Consider the following 18,168-nt stretch of genomic DNA (forward strand, 5'->3'; position numbering starts at 1 on the left):
TTCTGAATCGGAGGGAACCCGCATGGTGCAGAAGATGTTAGGAAAGACGAGCAGGCCTGTTGCCGTTCTCGTCGGAGCATTCCTTTGGTATGCGACTTCAACTTCGGTATGGGCGCAGCAAGCGAATGCCGTCTCAGCTTACAAAGATACAAAGCTCTCTTTTGAGGATCGGGTGCGCGATCTCGTTTCGCACATGACACTTGAAGAGAAGATCTCGCAGCTTGGTCACACGGCAGATGCGGTGCCGCGCCTGGGCATCCCTGAGTACAACTGGTGGAATGAAGGTTTACACGGCGTTGCCCGGGCGGGCTATGCAACCGTCTTTCCCCAGGCCATCGGAATGGCGGCCACCTTTGACGAGCCTCTTATTCATAGAATCGCTGACACGATCAGCACGGAGTTTCGCGCCAAGTACAACGAAACAGTTGCCAAGGATGGATCGAGCGTCTGGTACAAGGGGCTGACGGTCTGGTCGCCCAACATCAACATCTTTCGCGATCCGCGCTGGGGGCGTGGCCAGGAGACTTACGGAGAAGATCCTTATCTCACGACTCGCCTGGGAGTAGCCTTCGTCAAAGGTCTACAGGGCAATGACCCTAAGTATCTGAAAACTGTCGCAACTCCAAAGCACTTTGCGGTACATAGCGGTCCGGAGTCTACACGTCATTCCGTGGATGTGAAGGCGTCTCATCACGATATGGAAGACACCTATCTTCCGGCCTTTCGGGCAACCGTGATGGAAGGAAAGGCCGATTCCGTTATGTGCGCTTATAACTCGCTGAATGGCCAACCGGCTTGCGCCAATAACGATCTTCTGCAGCAGCATTTGAAACAGGACTGGGGCTTCCAGGGATATGTTGTCTCCGATTGCGGCGCTATAGAAGATATCTATCGTCATCACCACTACTCCTCCACGATGGAAGAAGGAGTAACGGTAGCATTCAAAGCCGGTACCGATCTCGTTTGTGGTGAGCCTCCGCAAGATCGTGTCCGCTATGAGCGTACCGCGCTTCTGAATGCCGTACATCAAGGGCTGCTTTCGGAAAAGGATATAGATCAATCGCTCAACCGCCTATTTACTGCACGATTCCGCTTAGGGCTCTTCGACCCGAATGCGATGGTGCCCTGGTGGAAGATCGCTCCTGCCGAAAATGACAGTCTGGCCCATCGCAAACTTGCTCTCGGTGCGGCTCGGGAGGCTCTTGTCCTATTGAAGAACCAGGACCATTTTCTTCCGCTCAAGCAAAGTTACAAGAAGATTGCAGTGATAGGTCCTGATGCCGATAGCCTGGATGCTTTGGTCGGAAACTATAACGGCACTCCCTCAAAGCCGGTTACCGTGCTGACTGGCTTGCGTAAGCGCTTTCCTCAGACGCAGATCGATTATGTACAAGGGACAGGGCCTATCGGGACTGTCACCTTCGAGGTCCCTAGCGATGCTCTCTATACGGACAGCAGCCGTACAAAGCATGGCCTTTCAGCAGAGTACTTCGGCAATACCAAGCTCGAAGGTCCTGCTGTCTTGAGCCGCGTCGATAATATGGTGAATTTTGTCTGGGGATTCTCCGGAGTATCGCCAAAGCTAGCGAAGAACTACTCTGTCCGCTGGACGGGTGTGCTCTCTCCACAGGAAACAGGAGACTATCTGCTCGGCTTCAGTGGACAGGATGGATACCGTGTCTGGCTGGATGGGAAGCTGATTGTCGAGGATTGGACAGAGCATCGTCCTGCCAGCCGTCTGACGAAACTGGTACATCTGGAAAAAGATCATCCTTACTCGATCAAAATCGAGTATTACCAAACGGTGCGCGGTGCAGAGGCCCGTCTCATCTGGGGCGTGCCGGGGAAAGAAGAACAACGTGCCGTGGATGCGGCAGCGAAATCGGATCTCGTGATTATGGTTCTGGGTCTTTCTGCCCGCCTTGAGGGAGAAGAGATGAAGGTTGAGGCTGAGGGCTTCTCACATGGAGATCGCACCAGCCTCGATCTACCCTCGCCGCAAGAGCAGTTGTTGGAAAGGGTCTATGCCGTGGGCAAGCCGATGGTCCTTGTTCTGATGAATGGAAGCGCTCTTTCTGTGAACTGGGCAGATAGCAAGCTACCTGCAATTCTCGAAGCCTGGTATCCCGGAGGAGAAGGTGGAACAGCCGTTGCAGAGGCGTTGGCGGGCGACTTCAGCCCGGCGGGAAGACTTCCTGTGACCTTCTACAAGTCCGCAGGACAACTCCCGCCCTTTGAAGATTATTCGATGGAGAAGCGTACCTATCGATACTTCGATGGAGAGCCTCTGTATCCCTTCGGTTATGGTCTCAGTTACACCACGTTCAAGTACGACACTCCACATCCCGATCACGACAGTATTTCTGCGGAGGGAACAGTAAATATCTCCGTAAAGGTTACAAATACAGGAGCGATGGCAGGGGATGAAGTAGTCCAGCTCTATCTCTCGCACACCGATGTTCCCAAAGCACCACTGCGTGCGCTGAAGGGATTTCAGCGGATACATCTTGCTGCGGGAGAGAGCAAGACCGTTGCTTTCCTGCTAAAGGATCGCGATTTGAGCACGGTAGACGAAGCCGGAAAGCATCGCATCGTTCCTGGAACAGTTAAAGTCTGGGTCGGTGGAGGCCAGTTCGAGGTGCGCGAAGGATTGCCCAAGACGGCTGGTGCTTCTACTCAGTTTTCCATTACTTCAGCAGCAACTCTTCCTGAGTAGAGGAAGAAGGAAAGAATAACTATGCAACGCATACTGTTTCTCCTCGCCCTGGCCTTAACGCCAGGGCATCTTTTGCTCGCAGCCGATCTTGTCCTGAACGATCATGATTATCTGGAAACACAAGGGCTCAATGTTCTTGTCTACCAGAATGAATTCCATCCCGTGTTCCGCGATCAGAAGCTCGGTGGCATTGAGATGATTCTGCACGGTGAGCGCATCGCCACGGATGGTGAGGTTCGACTCTCTCCTACTCCCGAGCAGTGGGATCCAGTCCCAAAATTTGTACAGCGGAAACATGGCTCGGCTCCCAATCAGTTGATCGTTCTCTCCGGTTATCCGGACCGGTCGCTGAGTTATCGGTTGGAGGTGACGCCGGAGGGGCAGGGCATACGCGTTGCAGTTCATCTCGACCATCCTCTTCCTTCAGCGTTAGTCGGGAAGGCAGGCTTTAACCTGGACTTTCTGCCTACGGCGTACTTCGGAAAGAGCTATCTCTTCGATGGTGTGGATGGAATCTTCCCCCGTCATCCCGATGGACCGATGGAGAAAGAATCCGATGGCGAGCTTAACCCCTTGCCTCTGGCGCACGGACATCAGGTTGTTCTTTCTCCGGAAGATCCTTCTACTAAGGTATCGATTGCTTCCGACTCCGGAGAGTTGATGCTCTTTGACGCTCGCAACCGGGCTCAGAATGGCTGGTTTGTCTTACGCACCCTCCTGCCTGCGAACAAGACAGAGAATGCATTGGTATGGCATATCCGTCCCAATGTCATTCAAGGCTGGACTCGGCCTCCTGTTGTTTCCTTCAATCAAGTCGGATACACACCGGGACGCTCGAAAGTCGCGATTCTCGAACTCGATCCGCTATTCGCAGCGCCAAAGAAAATTCGACTCTTGCGGTTAACGCCGACAGGCGAGTACCAGGAAGCGCTGAGCAGCGAGATTAAGCCTTGGGGAAAGTGGCTGCGTTACCAATACGCCTCCTTTGATTTTTCCTCTGTCCACGAGCCCGGTATCTATGTCATCGAGTATGCCGGGCACACTTACGCCCCCTTCCGAATCGACAAGGATGTGTATCGGCGAAATTTATGGCAACCGTCACTCGATACCTATCTGGCCGTACAGATGGACCATATCAAGGTCCGCGAGGGATATCGGGTATGGCACGGTGTGTCTCATATGGACGATGCCAGACAGGCGCCGGTGAATTATGAACACTTCGACGGCTACTCCATGGGCGCTTCTACTGACTCGAAGTATGCTCCTGGAGAACATATCCCCGGTCTGAATATAGGAGGCTGGTTCGATGCCGGAGATTACGATATCCGCACGCAGACCCAGAGTCGCGTTATCACGGATCTCGTGCTGGCCCGAGAGGTCTTCAAGGTGAATTGGGATGAGACGTCGATTGATGAGGACGCTCGTCTGGTGGTGATTCGTAAGCCGGATGGCATTCCCGATGTATTGCAGCAGATTAAGCACGGTGTCGTGGCCCTGCTTGCTCAATACGATTCCATTGGACACGCCATCCCCGGAATTATTGAACCAACGCTGGAGGAATACACCCATTTGGGTGATGCCGCTTCAAAGACAGACGGGAAGATCTACTCGGCAAAGATGGGTAAGCTCGAAAGCGACGGAATCTTTTCCGGAATTCCCGACGACCGTTGGGCCTTTACGACTCATACAACTCCATTGAACTATGATTCGGCCTCCGCTCTTGCTGCTGCAAGCCGTGTGCTCCGTGGATATGACGATGCACTGGCAGCCAAGTGCCTGCAAACAGCAATTCGTGTCTGGAACGAGGAACAGAAGGGTCAGCCCGTAGTCTTCCGCTCCTTTAATACAACTGGAGGTCCTCTTGAGATTGAGGAAGTTAAAGCTACAGTTGAACTCCTAATCGCAACCAATGGAGATACTCTTTATAAAACGCGTTTGAAACAACTGCTGCCGGTAATCCAGAAGAACTTTGCCTGGCTGGGAGTGCTCGCAGTACGAGCGATTCCATTTATGGATGCAGGCTATAAGCAGGAAATTGCCGCAAGTGTAACTGCCGTAAAACCCAAATTGGACGCTATGCTGGCGGAGAATCCCTTTGGCGTGCCTATTACCAGGGGGAACTGGGGCGGAGCGGGTGCGGTGGCTGGCTTTGCCGCTCAGATTTATTTCCTCCATCAAGCCTTTCCAGAGATTATCGGAACTGACTACACACTGCGTGGTTTCGATTATGTGTTGGGACGGCATCCTGCTTCGAATGTATCCCTGGTATCGGCTGTAGGTACCGAGTCGAAGTTAATAGGCTACGGCAATAACCGTGCCGATTATTCCTTCATTCCCGGTGCTATGGTTCCGGGAGTGGTTATCATTCAGCCCGATTTCCCTGAGTTGAAAGAGAAATGGCCCTTCCTCTGGTATGAGAATGAATATGTAGTAGATGCCGCAACGGACTTTATTCTAGCGGCCAATGCCGCGGAGGCGATTTCACAGTAGAACATTACGATATATAAGCGATGGGCAGGCCTGAATTCCGGCCTGCCCATTTCTTGCGTTATGGAAGAGCAATCGCAATTCTGTCGAGATCGGGTGAGTAACCGTTAGGGTTGCTGAATTGAATTGTATTGACTCCCTTGTGAAGAGATACGGAGATTACCGTGTTGGCCGGAGAGTCAAAGGCACTGCCGTTCAGATCCAGTTCAGTGCTGCTTTCATCGTTCACGCTGACGAAGAAGGAGCGGGTGCCGCTGGTCATGTAATCAATCTCAAGCGGGTATATTCCGTCTGCCGGAACTGTGACGTTAGAGAAGGTTACAGTCCCGCCTGTGCCGAGGTTTCCTGCTTTGGATGCTCCGGAACAAAGCTGGCAATAGACAGCGCTTGCCGAGCCTTGCAGCGTTGCATTCTCCGCCTCATAAGTAATGGAGGAGGCCGGCGGTGCATGCCCGTCTCCGCTGATGACAATATTGTCCAGATCCGGAGGATAGCTGGTCGGATTGCCGAATTGAATGCTATTGATGCCAGCCTTCAGCTTCACCGCTACCGTTGTACTGGCGGGAAGGTTGAAACTTCCGCCGCCGACATTGATAGTCGTATAAGGTCCGCCATTTACAGAGAAGAGCAGAGCCCTCGGACCGCTGGTCATATAGTTGACCGTCATCTGGTAGGTCCCGGATTTAGCTACGCGAATACTGTTGAAGGTGAGATTGTTGTTAGCTCCGACCCCAAGATATCCAACCTTCTCTCCTCCGGAGCAGGCTGAACAATCGAAGATACTCGCAGAACCGCTTAGCGTAGCGGCTTCTGCTTCGAAGATTTGCGACGATGGCGGCGGGACATGCCCGATGGCTCTAACTTTAAAGAGACGTGCTCCGTGGCCAGGAACAACCGTGCGCCAGGATTTGATCGAACCTCCGAGATTGGTGTGACTCCACAGGTCTCGAATCTGGAGTGCTGCCATATAGCCTAAGCTGTTCCACGGAATGGTCACCGGAGAAGGGAAGGCATTCATGTTGAACACCGCCAGATAATAGTTGCCATTGCCCAGATTTGAGACCCAGACCGGGGTTGTTCCTCCGGCGATTTGTCTGGCGGGATGTCCCGATTGATCGACAGCGATTACCTCGTCGTTACTGACAAGCTGTTTGCCGTAATCATCCAACGTGGTTATTTGTCCGCCGAGATACAGTGGAGCATTTGCCACAGCCCATAAGGTCACAGCCGATTGCTGCTCTGCTTTGCTGAGCCCTCCAATAGCTCCATCACCAACATCGAGTGAGTCGAGATCGTTCCATCCGATTGTGGGCCCGGCGGCATTCTCCCATCCAACCAGGTCATAGAAGCGCTGTGCTACTCGTGGCCAATCGGTAAGAGTTGCGCATCTTCCTTCGCATTCGATGTCGTCTTCAATTCTGCGGGCGTTGGCATATTGTTGCCAGACATTCAGGTAGTCCGCGTCAAGTGCCCAGGAGACGGTCAGCCAAATCTTACGTCCACTCAGTGCAATGGCCTTTGACCAGGCTTGCACGTCGGGAAGGTTGTTAATCGATAGATCATTGTTATAGGAGCCGGGCGTAACTCCATCCAGCTTGATAAGGTCTATCCCCCAGGATGCGAAGAGATTTACAACGGAATTGATGTACTCCTGTGCGCCCGGCTTCGTGAAATCGATCTTGTTGTGATAAGGAGGATTCTGTCCTGAACTGAAGGCATTCCCGGGTACGTGCGGTACGACCAGAATGTCCTGTATGTGATAGGAGGTTCCCAGGATGGGGTAGTTGGCGTCTACTGCCGGTTGCTCGATACCTGGAATCCAGTAGATCCCAACCTTCTGACCATTTGCATGAATATGCGTTACTAATGCCTTGATGTCCGGAAAGATAGATGAATCTGGGATTGGACGGCCATTGCCGTCGAAACTTCCCATCCAACCGGAATCCATATTGATGTACTGGAAGCCATGGGCCTGCAGACCGGAGGAGAGAAGTGCATCGGATTGCGCCATCATATTGGCTTGAGTCAGGAAGTTGCTGGAAATAGTCTGCTGGCTAAAGCTACTCCAACCGAGATAAGGCTTTTGCGACAGGTCTACTGTTTGTGATCGTGCTGCAGTCGGAGACATCAAGAAAACAGTAGATGCCAAAAGTGCCATCAGCACTAATAGAAAACGTTTACATGAAAATACATTTCGCGTGGGGGATATCTTGAACATGAGTTTTCCTCGCATTTTTTGAAGAGCTCGCGGCCTGTTGCACAGCGGATAGTCTCAGGCCGCTCGCGAGGCATACTAACAGGAGACAGAAGACTTAGGCGAATAAGAGGCTATAAAAATTCGACATAAGTCGATTTCTATAACGAAACATTGAAGTTGGATTGTCTTCTTAAATTCGGCCTGCTTCCTTCAGTGCGGCGATTTCCTCATCCGTGAAGACACGAGAACGAATCAGAAAGCGAACTCCTTCCGGCCCTTCCAGTGAAAACATCCCTCCATGGCCCGGTACCACATCGAGCTTGAGTTGCGTGTGTTTCCAATACTCAAATTGGCTGCGACTCATATAGAAGGGCGTGTCTTCAACTGTTCCCAGCAGTACATCCTGATCGCCGACAAGGAACTCGCCACGTGGATAGCACATCGGAGAGCTGCCGTCGCAGCAGCCCCCCGACTGATGAAACATCAGGTCTCCATGCTTATCACGGAGCTTCCTGATCAGGTCAATCGCCGAATCGGTAGCGATGACTTGTTCCGGTATTGTTTTCGTAGCCATCGGCTTTTCTCTAGAAGAAGCCAAGCTTCTTCGGGCTGTAGCTGACGAGCAGGTTTTTGGTCTGCTGATAATGATCGAGCATCATCATGTGCGTTTCACGTCCGATGCCGGATTGCTTATATCCACCGAAGGCGGCATGGGCAGGGTAGGCATGATAGCAGTTTGTCCACACGCGTCCGGCCTGGATGCCGCGACCGACGTGGTAGCAGCGATTCGCATCGCGGCTCCACAGGCCTGCACCCAATCCGTATAAGGTGTCGTTGGCTATAGCTAAGGCCTCTTCTTCGGTTTTGAAGGTTGTAACGGAGACAACGGGTCCGAAGATCTCCTCCTGGAAGATTCGCATGCGGTTGTTGCCGTGGAAGACCGTCGGCTGAACGTAATAGCCGCCTTCCAGGTCTCCTGACAGGTGTGCGCGTTCACCACCCATCAACAGAGTTGCGCCTTCTTGCTTGCCGATATCGATGTAGCTAAGAATCTTCTCCATCTGCTCGCTGGAGGCCTGCGCTCCGATCATGGTTGTCGGATCGAGAGGATTCCCTTGCTTGATGGCGGCTACACGCTTGAGCGCTCGTTCCATGAAGCGGTCATAGATGCTCTCCTGAATCAAAGCGCGGCTGGGGCAGGTGCAGATTTCACCTTGATTCAGAGCAAACATGACGAAGCCTTCGATGGCCTTGTCAAAGAAATCGTCATCTTCGTTGCATACATCTGCGAAGAAGATGTTGGGCGATTTGCCGCCAAGTTCCAAGGTGACCGGGATCAGGTTCTGGCTTGCGTACTGCATGATCAGCCGCCCGGTAGTGGTTTCTCCAGTGAAGGCAATCTTGGAGACGCGAGGGCTGGAGGCGAGGGGCTTACCGGCTTCGACTCCATAGCCGTTGACGATGTTTATGACGCCGGGAGGAAGCAGATCGCCGACCAACTCGGCCCAGACCAGAATACTGGCGGGGGTCTGTTCTGCGGGCTTTAATACAACGCAGTTTCCAGCAGCCAGGGCTGGAGCCAACTTCCAGGTAGCCATCAGGATCGGAAAATTCCAGGGGATGATCTGGCCTACGACACCCAGCGGTTCGTGGAAGTGATATGCGACAGTGTCGCGGTCTATCTCTGAGACAGTTCCTTCCTGCGAGCGAATACATCCGGCAAAGTAGCGGAAATGGTCGATGGCTAAGGGAATATCGGCTGCGGTAGTTTCGCGGATCGGTTTGCCGTTGTCCCATGTTTCCGCCAGCGCGAGTATGTCGAGGTTATCTTCCATGCGCTGAGCGATCTGGTTAAGGATGATGGCGCGTTGCGTTGGACTGGTACGTGCCCAACCTTCTTTAGCGGCATGAGCTGCGTCCAAGGCTCGTTCGATGTCGGTGGCATTGGAGCGGGGAACTTCACAAAAGGGTTTTCCGGTGATGGGTGTGACATTCTCAAAGTAGGCGTTGGAAGCGGACTCAACCCATTGCCCGCCAATGTAGTTTCCGTAGCGCCTGCGGAAAGAGTGCCCACTACCCAAATCACTTGGCTGTATGGAGCTAATTGTTGCCATAGATTCTTGATCCCTCGTGAAAAAGCTTCTGCCGAACACGCAATGTTTGCTGTCGGTCAGAAAACTTATGGCAATTGCTTTGCCAGTTGCCAGACGTGGCGGTCCGGACGGTTCTGAATTCAGTGAAGTGTTTTAATTTGTGAGAAATAGCTTTCAGTCTTTCCTGCCATGTTCAACTCTTATCTGTAAGTCACTCCAGGCTGTTGCTCGTCAGGCGTTGCATTTTGCGACGACTACACGCGACAACTGTTGCATCGGTGTCTTACAATCCGCTTCGGTTGCTGTGTTGTGTGACTTCCCCAGCAGTTACGTCCAATACAGAAACCGTGGAGGTCCCGTGCTATCGAAGAACGATGGACTAACCCTGCCATCGCCATCCGTTATTCAGCGGTCATGGCAGCGGTGTATGGAACATGGCTTATCCCCAAGCTATCCTGCCCGGCATAACCCCTTAGCTGCAGCCGAACTCAAGCGAAGACGCGAACAGAATCAAATCCTTTTACAGCTTGCCGGAAGTGAACTGACTATTCTGCGGCGGGCGATTGCGGGTACCAGCGGCATGGTTCTGCTCTCCGGTAGCGATGGGACGATTCTCGATGCTTGTGGCGACAGCGATTTCGTCGGTCGTGCCCGACGCGTTTCCTTGCAACCGGGAGCCGATTGGAATGAGATTCGCGAGGGCACAAATGCTGTAGGTACCGCACTCGTAGAGCGGCAGTTAGTGGAGGTTCGCGGCGAGCAGCATTTCCTGGAAGACAATCAATTCCTTGTCTGTACGGCCATGCCCATCATGGAACCCTCTGGAGAATTGGCTGGCGTGATCGACATCTCCGGCGATGTGCGTCAGCCTCCGGAGCATAGTTCGATGCTGGTTCAACTTGCAGCTGCCAGGATTGAGCACTCCTGGGTGGGACGTAACAGCGACTGCGATCTCCTGGTCGGCTTTCACGTGCATCCTTCGTATCTCAAAACTCCACATGAAGGTTTGCTGGCTTTCCGAGATGAGTTGCTGGTGGGTGCCAACACAATCGCTTTGCATCTTCTAGGCCTGCATGCGGAGAATATTCATCGCCTTCGCTGGCTCGATATCTTCCGCGATGCCGCCACTTATGGAGAAAGAGAGCTGCATCCGCGAGCATATAGCGGCGTCTTCTATGGACGCGTCGAAAGGGCACAGGTAGACCATCCCCGGTTATCTGTTGTATCGTCGCGTTCTTCGGCTGCAGAGACAATCTTGAGGGACGGAGCGGTCTGGGATTCGGAATCCTTAGTGTTGCTGGCTAAGGCTACGCGGGCAGTCGACGCGGGAATTCCCATCCTGCTACAGGGAGAAACAGGAACAGGGAAGGAGATCTTTGTTCGTGCCCTGCATCGGCATTCCTCTCGTTCTGCAGCTCCCTTTGTGCCGGTGAATTGCGCGGCAATTCCGGAGGGATTGCTGGAAGCGGAGATCTTTGGTTATGAAGAAGGCGCCTTTACCGGGGCAAGACGGCGCGGCAATCTTGGCCATATTCGCAGAGCAGAGGGTGGCATTCTCTTTCTCGATGAGATTGGGGATATGCCTCTTGCGCTGCAAGCCCGCTTGTTGCGTGTGTTGCAGGATGGTGAAGTTACGCCGCTGGGTGGAAGTCCGGTTCGTGTGGATTTCCGATTAGTTACAGCGACTCATCACGATCTTCAGGCTGCGGTAGCGGCAAAGAGCTTTCGTGCGGATCTTTATTACCGGCTACGCCACATGGTTCTTACGCTGCCCCCTTTGCGCGAGCGGCAGAATCTTCCGCTGATCGTCGATACCATGCTCGAAAGTTTTGGTGCAGAGGCTCGCGGCATTCGCCTGTCGTCTGCTGCACGTCAGCATTTGCTTCACCATGCATGGCCTGGAAATCTGCGCGAACTCGCAAATCTGCTGCGGACGCTTGTTTCCTTAGCTGAGGACGATAGCGTGATTGATGTGGAGAGTTTGCCTTCCGACATCGTGGCGTCGGAACATGTCGAACCGGAAATGACGCTCTCGGATGTCACCGATGCAGCGTTACGTCGCGCACTGGAACAGCATCGGGGGAATATGACTGCTGCGGCGCGGCAATTGGGTCTGCATCGTAGCACTCTTTATCGGCGGCTGCATCATGAGGCCCGGGCTAGATAGCGGCACTTTTTGAAGAATACTCGGAGAGCGAATAACGGAAAGCAATTGCGGGTTCAGATATTGGCTCACGTTAAGGTCTTGGGGCAATCGTGTTCCGCCAATCGGTTTTCTCTCCCGGTAGGGAGAAGCCGACAATAGCCCAGGGTGAAGCGTAGCGGAACCCTGGGTTACGGATACAAACAAGAACTCCGCCCCGTATGGGGCGGAACGAATCGGATCGGAACAGATTTCGCCCCGCCACCTTCCGGGGCAGAGAATATTTTCTATGTAGCATCCATCCGAAATGCTTGCTGAAGTTTCTACATTTGTCATTGGGACATGGCAAGCTGCGAAGGGGGTGGCGGTCAGAAACCGCCACCTTCCTGCGCTGATTTCTTCTTCTTCGTTTGCTGCTTGCAAATGTAGAAACTCGAGGTAGCATCCCTCTGGGATGCTTGGGCAACGTATGAACAATGGAACCTCACCTACTCCAAAGGTTTCAGAGAACCAAGCACAGTTGGTATTAATTCCGAAACAGTCGGATGAATATGAACAGCGCGCTGTATCGTCGTGTAGGGAGCGCGTGCATACATAACGTCCAGTATGCAGTGAATTGCCTCATCGCCTCCGGTTCCCAGAATCGAGGCTCCCAGAATTTCCTTCGTTGCGGCATCGACCAGGATCTTCATGAAGCCATCGGTCTCGCCCTTCTCGACTGCGCGTCCAACCTTCGTCATGGGGCGAGTGCCGATGAGCGCGGATCTTCCAGACTTGCGTACCTGTTCTTCTGTCATACCAACGCGTCCTAACGGTGGATCGGTATAGAGTGCGTAGGCCAGAATCCTATCGCTCACGCGTCGTGGGTCGTTGTCGAGAAGATTTGCGGCCACAATCTCAAAATCGTTATAGGACGTATGGGTGAAGCCACCCTTCCCATTGCAGTCGCCCATGGCCCAGATCCCGGGTACATTGGTTCGCAGCTGATCGTCAACCTGGATGTTTCCGTGCTCGTCACAGGTAATGCCAGCAGCTTCCAGTCCTAAGTCATCAGTGTTCGGACGGCGGCCTACTGCCAACAGAACATGCGACCCCACGCTCTCTGCTGGATCGCTCTGACAATTTACTCCTACGGCAACGTCGTTTCCTCGCGGCTCCAAATGAATGCATTCGGCGTTGAGCCGGATATGGATTCCTTCCTTCTCGAGAATCTCTTTTACGTTGGAAGAAACATCTTCGTCTTCTCGTTGAATCAGTCGAGGCCCTTTTTCGACGATAGTGACTTCACTGCCAAAGCGACGATAGATTTGAGCGAATTCAAGTCCCACGTAGCTTCCACCCACCACAATGAGGTGGCGAGGCAGAACATCCAGATCCAGCAGAGAGACATTGGTGAGGTAGGGAACCCGGTCTATTCCAGGAAAGGGTGGGACGGCAGCGCGTCCTCCAACATTGATAAAGATTTTTTCCGCAGAGAGCACTTCGTCGCCAACCTTGATCTCGTGGGCTGACTGAAAGCGCGCATGGCCATTGTAGACCTTGCAGTTTTCCATCCCTCGCAGCCAGCCTTCGACGCTATTTCTGGATTTTCCGGAAACCTCGTCTTTGCGAGCCTTGACGGCTTTCATGTCGACTGTAATTGCTCCGGAGACGGTTACACCGTAGGTTTGGGCGGTGCGAACTTTGTGCGCAATGTAGGCGCTGGCAACCAGGGTTTTAGTGGGGATGCAGCCGGTGTTTACGCAAGTTCCTCCAAAGAGCTTTCGCTCGATCATGGCAACTTTGTATCCGGCTTGTGTGAGTCTTCCAGCGAGGGAGGGACCGGCTTGTCCCGCCCCGATGATGGTTGCGTCAAAAGATGTCGTCATTGGAGATGGCTCTGATTGAAACTGAATCGGAAACAGCAAGACTATATTGTTAGATGGCCTGTGAAAGCCTTGGGATCTGCTTAATCGATGCAAATTACGTCATAGAGTATGTCCGTAGAAGTATTCTAAGTTTCCGTTTCCCTCACAAATTGCGTTGCGGCGATTCCGGAGTAGCTATATCCACGAGCCGTGAAGCTCGAAGTCGCTCTCCGCTAAAGGAAGCGGCTTCTAACCGATCTTTGATCGGACATGGTAACGCCGGAATTGTTGTAGGAGATATGATCGTTTGAGTTTCAATATCCAAAGGAGAAGACGTTGCGGTGATGAAAGACTACTCGGGGCAAAGACAGAACAACTCCGCATTGGTGCGGAAATGGGCAGGCATTGCGGTTATCGGAATATTTAGTCTTGTGGGTTCGGCTTCACTATACGCACAGGCGCAGAAATCTATCCCTGAAGAGATAGAGTGGACTTGGGAAGTACGGCCACCTCATCCGGATCCTAAACTCCCAAACGTCTTGTTGGTAGGAGACTCGATCACTCGCAACTACTATCCCGGAGTAGTTGAGGGGCTTGCCGGTTCTGCAAATGTTTATCTGATGTCGTCGTCTACCTCTGTCGGCGATCCCAGGCTTCCTCAACAACTGATCGAGTTTGCAAAGATGGAAGCGGTACCCTTCAGCGTAATCCATTTCAATAACGGAATGCATGGATGGGACTATACCGAAGCCCAGTATAAAGCGGCATTTCCTGACTTTGTTAAAGCATTACACTCCATCGCACCCAAGGCAAAATTCATTTGGGCTACGATTACCCCGGTAAGAGCAGACGCAAGCAATGGAGCTTCCAATCCTCGTGTCGATGCACGAAACGAAATCGCCAATGCTGTTGTCGCTACGCAAAAGATTCCTATCGACGATCAGCATGAATTGATGATTCATCATCAGGATCTTCACGCCGATCCCATTCACTTCAACAAAGACGGTTCCACTCTTCAGGCTGAGCAGGTGCTGAAGTATCTGCGGAGTGCCTTGGCGGGGTCCGCAGGAGACGCTGCAGCGCATCCATAGGCTGATTTCGGAAGCCCTTGCTTTGAGAAGATAAAGACATTTTTCTTAGCTTGACAACACCAGGCGGATTGCATACAGTTAGCGTCGTTAACGTTAACGGTTTTCGGGGGACAATCCAACAAACTTCCTGCGTTTGTTCTCAAGAAGTAGCCGGATTTCGGAGAGTAGATAGAAGCAGATGCAGCAACAGCAGAAACACGATTGCATGAATTCCGCCGAGGAATCGGAGAAACAGGAGGCGAAGCTGGTTTTGCCTCCTGCTCCTGCTTCGGAGCAGGGATTAGTAAAGGTCTGGGAACAGGGCGTAACAATGCGCACTTACTTGCCCGCAGTGCCGGACAGAAATCCTCTGTTTCTTGAAAAGCGTGTCTATCAGGGAAGCAGCGGCCGCGTTTATCCGCTACCGGTGATAGACCGCATCGATACTGAGCCTGTGGACCGTACCTGGCAGGCCGTGCATCTGGAAAACGAGTTTTTGCGCTTCATGATTCTGCCGGAGATCGGAGGGCGCATTCACGTCGGCTATGACAAGGTGAATGGCTACGACTTCTTCTATCGTCAGAACGTGATTAAGCCCGCCTTGGTGGGGCTCGCCGGGCCCTGGATCTCAGGCGGTGTGGAGTTCAATTGGCCGCAACATCATCGTCCCGCAACCTTCATGCCGGTGGAGGTTTCTATCGAGCGCGAGCCTGACGGAGCGGTGACAGTCTGGTGTAGCGATCATGATCCGATGGCGCGCATGAAGGGCATGCATGGACTATGCCTGCGCCCGGGGAAAGCATACCTGGAGCTGAAAGTACGCTTGTATAACCGCACGCAAGATACTCAGACCTTCTTGTGGTGGGCGAATGTTGCTACCCGGGTTCACGAGAAATATCAGTCCTTCTTTCCAAAGGATGTTCGCTTTGTTGCCGATCATGCGAAGCGCGCAATTACAGAATTTCCTTTGAGCCACGGAAGCTACTACGGCGTGAACTATGAAGAGCGCTCAATTCATGGTGTTCCCAAAGAAGAGAAGCCACGATGCTTCGTTCCCGATGGGTCGTATCCTGCTAACGACTTAAGCTGGTATGCCAACATTCCTGTTCCCACCAGCTACATGATTGCGAATTCGAAGGGAGACTATTCCGGAGGATACGATCACGCGCAGCACGCCGGAGTCGTGTATTGCGCCAATCATCATATTGCTCCGGGTAAGAAGCAATGGACGTGGGGGAACCACGATTTCGGTTATGCCTGGGATCGCAGCTTAACGGATGCAGATGGTCCTTACATCGAATTGATGGCCGGTGCCTACACTGACAACCAGCCGGATTTCTCATTCCTCGCGCCGGGAGAGACCAAAACCTTTAGTCAATACTGGTATCCAATTCGCCAGCTCGGCGTGCCCGACTTTGCAAACCTCAATGCCGCAATCCATCTGGAGCGTAAGCCTGAAGAGATCTCTCTTCGTCTGCTGGCGACGCAGGCATGGCCGGATGCCTCTGTGGTCTTGAAGGCTGGGGCGCAGACGATTGCGGCGTGGCAAGGGAATCTCACTCCCGAGTCGCCCTTACAACTCAAGCTTGCTATTGCGGCAGATTGTGAGGAGTTTGAGTTGCTGGTGCTGTCGGCGGGGCAAATTCTTCTGCGTTACGCGCCGCACGAAATCACCGCTGCCGACGATCCCCAGGTAGCAACCGAACCTGCCTTACCCGATGAGGTGAGCTCCAACGATGAACTTTATCTGATTGGGCTTCATCTTGAGCAGTACCGCCATGCTACGCGCAGTCCTGAGCTTTACTGGAAAGAGGCCGTTCGCCGCGACCCGCAGGATAGCCGCGCAAATCACGCATTAGGACGCTGGCACATGCGACGCGGCGAGCTTGCTGTTGCGGAGAAATATCTTCGCACTGCAATTTCGCGGCTGATCTCGCGCAATCCGAATCCCTATGACGGTGAACCTCTTTACAATCTCGGGCTCGTTCTCACTTATCAAAAGAGACAGGCCGCAGCCTACGATGCTTTCTACAAGGCCACATGGAATGCCGCCTGGCGTGGGCCAGCCTATCATCGTTTGGCTGAAATCGATTGCAATCGTGAGCAGTGGGCCCAGGCTCTAGATCATCTGAATCGGTCTCTGCGCGCCGATACCGATAACCTGAACGCCAGAAATTTAAAGGCCATGGTACTACGTCGCCTTGGGCGAGAGGCTGAAGCTGCAGAGGTGATCCGCGAGACGAGGCAGCTAGATCTTCTCGATATCTGGAGCAGATATCTGGATAGCGGTGAGATTCCTGCGGATGGGCAGCAACGGCTTGATCTTGCGCTCGATCTAAAACGTGCCGGTTTGTATAAGGATGCTTTGCCTCTTCTCGATCATCCGCATGAGAAGGATGGAGCCTCCGCTTTGCTCCTGTATCTGCGCGCCGATCTCAATGCACTGTTGCACCAGGAAGGCGAAAGCAAGGAGTGCTACCGGCAAGCAGCGGAAGCCGACGCCTGCTATGTATTCCCGAGCCGACTGGAAGAGATGTTATTGCTTGAAATCGCAATAACGAATTCTCCTAAGGATGCTCGCGCGCGCTACTATCTCGGGAACTTCCTCTACGACCGCCGCCGGCATGAAGAGGCCATTCAAGTTTGGGAAGCGGCAGCTGAACTCGATCCCCATTTCCCCACAACGTGGCGCAATCTCGGATTTGCTTACTACAACGTCCGTCGCGACGAGGGAAAGGCTCGCGAGGCTTTTGAACGCGCCTGCGAGCTTGCGCCTGCAGATGCGCGCATTTTCTATGAACGGGATCAGCTATGGCGGCGTGTCGGGGAGTCTCCCGAACATCGTCTGGAGGTTCTGGAGCAGTCGATTGCTCTGGTGATGTCGAGAGACGACCTCAGTGTGGAACTTGCCTCGCTCTATAATCAGGTCGGCCGCCCGAAGGATGCTCTGAAAATTCTGCTGTCACGCAAATTCCAGCCCTGGGAGGGTGGCGAGGGTTTGGTGCTCTCGCAATTTGTTCGCGCCAATCTTCTCCTCGGACAAGAGTCGCTGGCCAAGAAGGATTTTGCCTCGGCAATTCAGTCCTTTGAAACAGCGTGGAATCCTCCGTTAAGTCTGAGTGAAGCCAAGCATCTGCTGATGAACCTCAGCATGATCGATTACTGGCTTGGTGTGGCTTATGCCGGTAACCGTGAAGAGGCAAAGGCTGCGGCACATTGGAAGCGGGCAGCAGAGCAGCGCGGCGACTTTCAGCAGATGCAGGTCCAGGCTGTTTCCGACACGACTTACTGGAGCGCGATGGCTCTCCGCAACTTGGGCAGGGAAGCGGATGCCCGACAGATCTTTCAAAAGATCTATGACTACTCCGTCGAGCTTGAGAAGCAGAAACCAAAAATCGAATATTTCGCAACCTCGTTGCCCGCAATGCTGCTCTTCGAAGAGGATCTGGAGCAACGCCAACGGATAAACGTAAGCTTTTTACGCGCGCAGGCGCTGCTTGGACTTGGGGAACAGGAGAAGGCGGTTACGCTACTTCGGGAGGTGCAGCTACTGGATGCGAATCATGCCGGAGCTGCTGACCTGCTTGCGCTGATGAAGGTGGAGGTCAGGTAAAA

General features: G+C 53.2%; 9 protein-coding genes. 5 read left to right on the plus strand and 4 right to left on the minus strand.

The features are described from left to right. The first annotated feature begins 22 nt into the window (after positions 1-22). Complete coding sequence (locus tag AC6I7T_RS26035) at positions 23-2,716, plus strand: glycoside hydrolase family 3 protein (RefSeq protein ID WP_497790700.1); 2,694 nt, start codon at positions 23-25, stop codon at positions 2,714-2,716. Between the two features lie 21 nt (positions 2,717-2,737). After that, a complete protein-coding gene (locus AC6I7T_RS26040; protein ID WP_497790701.1) occupies positions 2,738-5,206 on the plus strand; it encodes a glycoside hydrolase family 9 protein in 2,469 nt (822 codons plus the stop codon). A 58-nt stretch (positions 5,207-5,264) separates the two neighbouring features. Here the strand turns inward: AC6I7T_RS26040 and AC6I7T_RS26045 are convergent, their stop codons facing one another. From AC6I7T_RS26045 to adh, 3 genes are all read right to left on the minus strand, one after another. After that, the gene (locus AC6I7T_RS26045; protein WP_497790702.1) at positions 5,265-7,421 is read right to left on the minus strand and encodes an alpha-galactosidase D; all 2,157 of its coding nucleotides are present in this window, start codon (positions 7,419-7,421) and stop codon (positions 5,265-5,267) included. Between the two features lie 169 nt (positions 7,422-7,590). Then, positions 7,591-7,974, minus strand: coding sequence for a DUF779 domain-containing protein (locus AC6I7T_RS26050; protein WP_497790703.1), 384 nt, complete (start codon positions 7,972-7,974; stop codon positions 7,591-7,593). A 10-nt stretch (positions 7,975-7,984) separates the two neighbouring features. After that, positions 7,985-9,514 carry an aldehyde dehydrogenase gene (adh, locus tag AC6I7T_RS26055; RefSeq protein WP_497790704.1) on the minus strand — a complete coding sequence of 510 codons (1,530 nt, stop codon included), beginning with the start codon at positions 9,512-9,514 and terminating at the stop codon, positions 7,985-7,987. Between the two features lie 337 nt (positions 9,515-9,851). Here adh and AC6I7T_RS26060 point away from each other — a divergent pair, with 337 nt between their 5' ends. Further along, a complete protein-coding gene (locus tag AC6I7T_RS26060) occupies positions 9,852-11,660 on the plus strand; it encodes a sigma-54-dependent Fis family transcriptional regulator (protein ID WP_497790706.1) in 1,809 nt (602 codons plus the stop codon). Between the two features lie 464 nt (positions 11,661-12,124). Here AC6I7T_RS26060 and AC6I7T_RS26065 read toward each other — a convergent pair whose 3' ends face one another. Continuing rightward, complete coding sequence (locus tag AC6I7T_RS26065; protein ID WP_497790707.1) at positions 12,125-13,504, minus strand: FAD-containing oxidoreductase; 1,380 nt, start codon at positions 13,502-13,504, stop codon at positions 12,125-12,127. A 323-nt stretch (positions 13,505-13,827) separates the two neighbouring features. Between AC6I7T_RS26065 and AC6I7T_RS26070 the strand changes: the two genes are divergently transcribed. After that, complete coding sequence (locus AC6I7T_RS26070; protein ID WP_497790709.1) at positions 13,828-14,574, plus strand: SGNH/GDSL hydrolase family protein; 747 nt, start codon at positions 13,828-13,830, stop codon at positions 14,572-14,574. 178 nt (positions 14,575-14,752) lie between these two features. Beyond that, positions 14,753-18,166, plus strand: coding sequence for a DUF5107 domain-containing protein (locus AC6I7T_RS26075; protein ID WP_497790710.1), 3,414 nt, complete (start codon positions 14,753-14,755; stop codon positions 18,164-18,166). Positions 18,167-18,168: the final 2 nt, after the last annotated feature.

The organism is Humiphilus diazotrophicus, from assembly GCF_059726315.1.